This window comes from Stieleria sp., assembly GCF_041595215.1.
Classification (GTDB): domain Bacteria; phylum Planctomycetota; class Planctomycetia; order Pirellulales; family Pirellulaceae; genus Stieleria; species Stieleria magnilauensis.
Genome location: NZ_JBFHKV010001347.1, coordinates 1 through 1,961, shown reverse-complemented (window position 1 = coordinate 1,961; position 1,961 = coordinate 1). Strand labels below are relative to the sequence as shown.

Below are 1,961 nucleotides of genomic sequence, written 5' to 3'. Positions count from 1 at the left end.
CGATGTCCTGGTGGTCAAACCCCGCTTCGTCAACGTCTTCCAGCCAGCTGGCCGGTGTCCGCTGGGCGGACTCGTCGGACTCGGATTCGAAGTTCAGGCCGAGCAGGCTTTCGAACGCCGCATCGGACAGATCGGGGTCGGCGTCGATCGCGTCTTTGTATTGATTGATCGCCGATCGAGTTTCGCCCTGGCCATGGAGCACGCGGGCGTGCAGCAACAACGCTTCGGCCGGCGGATTTTTTTCGGCGACCAATGTTTCAAGGATTGCCAGTGCGTGCGAAAGCCGATTGGCGCGTCGGTAGCTGTCGGCGAGCCCGAGTTGCAGTTGGGTGTTGCCGGGGTGATGATGGAGCGCATCTCGATAGACCTGGGCGGCTTCCTCAGCCCGCGACATTTGCAGCAGCGTTTTGGCGAGGTGGTCCGCCAACGCAATGTTCTCAGGTGCCAAACGAACGGCTTGGAGCAAGGCATCCAATGCGACTTGGTTGGGGTCATTCATGACAGTATTCTTGGTGGGTCGATGAACGTGGGCTTGGGGTTATTCACCCAGACCGGCGATCGAGTGCACGCAGGCAATGGTGGCAATCAAGCCGATCAGCGACAGCACGATGATCGGCAGCCATGACGGGCCGGCTTTGTCGAATCGATCGAAGAGTCGTTGGGAAGCGTTCATGGATCGTTAGCGGTGGGAAGTTGCCGAGGAAAGGAAACCCGGTCCACGACATGCTAACAGTTGAGCATGCCAAGTACGACCGGCGGATCGCAGGATCGGTGATCCCAGGCGATGGTTCGACCGTTTTCCACCTGCAGGCCATTTTACGCTTGAGATCGGCGGTTAGAATGACACACCGGCAGTGCCCTTTCACTCAGTCCAGAGGTCTTGGAAGCGGCGCCGTGAACCACGGTCGCTGATCGCCCCATGATCTATCAACGTCTCCTTCGTCCACTGTTGTTTCGCTTTGATCCGGAGTGGGCGCACGATCAGGCGATCGCCTGGGGGGCGGTGGCCACGCGAATTCCCGGTCTGCTTCGCTGTGCGTCACGGATGCATCGCGTCGAAGATTCGCGGCTAAACATCCAGGTCGCCGGAATCTCTTTCGAAAATCCGCTCGGTCTGGCCGCGGGGTACGACAAATCGGGACGCGCGGTCGCGGCGATGGCGTCCTTGGGGTTCGGCCACCTCGAAATTGGATCGGTTTCGGCGATGCCCTCGGCGGGAAACGCCAAACCGCGTTTATGGCGATTGCCGATCGATCACGCGATCTGCGTTCATTACGGATTACCCAACGACGGTGCCGCCGCGGTCGCGAAACGATTGCAAGGCCAGTCGATCAGCACTCCATTGGGGATCAACTTGGTCAACACCAATCATGGCGAGTGTTCGGGCGCGTTGAGTCCCGATGAGATCCTTCAGGACTACGTCACCGCGGCCGAAACGCTGCGGGCGTGTGCGTCGTATTTCATGCTGAATCTGAGCTGTCCCAACACTTCCGATGGCCGAGCATTTTTTGACACGCCGGGACACCTCCGCGAGTTACTTGAGCGGCTGGCATCGATTTCCATCGACGTCCCCCTGTTTCTGAAACTCTCGCCGGACTGGGACGATGCAGCGATCGATCGGATCTTGCAGACCGTTGATGGCTTCGATTCGGTTGCCGGGTTCATGTTCAATTTGTCGTCGCGGCGGCGGTCGGGTTTGTCGACGCCGCGCGAGATTTGGAACGATTGGCCCGGCGCGATATCGGGCATGCCGACAAGGGAATGGATGGACGGGCGGATCGTCAGCCTGTACCGGAAAATGGATCGCCGGCGTTATCGGATCATCGCCGCGGGCGGAGTGGTGACCGCCGAGGATGCCTATCGCAAACTACGCGCGGGCGCATCGCTGGTTCAGTTGTTGACTGCGCTGGTGTATGAAGGTCCGGGAGTGGTCCGCCGGATCAATGGTAGGCTGCTGAAAT

General features: G+C 59.7%; 3 protein-coding genes. 1 reads left to right on the top strand and 2 read right to left on the bottom strand.

Translation table 11 applies throughout. The annotated features are described in order from the left end of the window. Together ABX749_RS31165 and ABX749_RS31160 are read right to left on the bottom strand one after the other, a co-directional pair. Positions 1 to 499, bottom strand: a 499-nt coding sequence (locus ABX749_RS31165) for a tetratricopeptide repeat protein (RefSeq protein WP_372899468.1), incomplete at its 3' end; no start/stop codon positions are given. Between the two features lie 39 nt (positions 500 to 538). Further along, entirely contained in the window at positions 539 to 673 is a 135-nt protein-coding gene (locus tag ABX749_RS31160) for a hypothetical protein (RefSeq protein ID WP_372899467.1), read from the bottom strand. A gap of 246 nt (positions 674 to 919) precedes the next feature. On the opposite strand from ABX749_RS31160, the gene ABX749_RS31155 reads away from it, so the two are divergent. Next, the coding region (locus tag ABX749_RS31155; protein WP_372899466.1) for a quinone-dependent dihydroorotate dehydrogenase at positions 920 to 1,961 on the top strand (1,042 nt) is incomplete at its 3' end.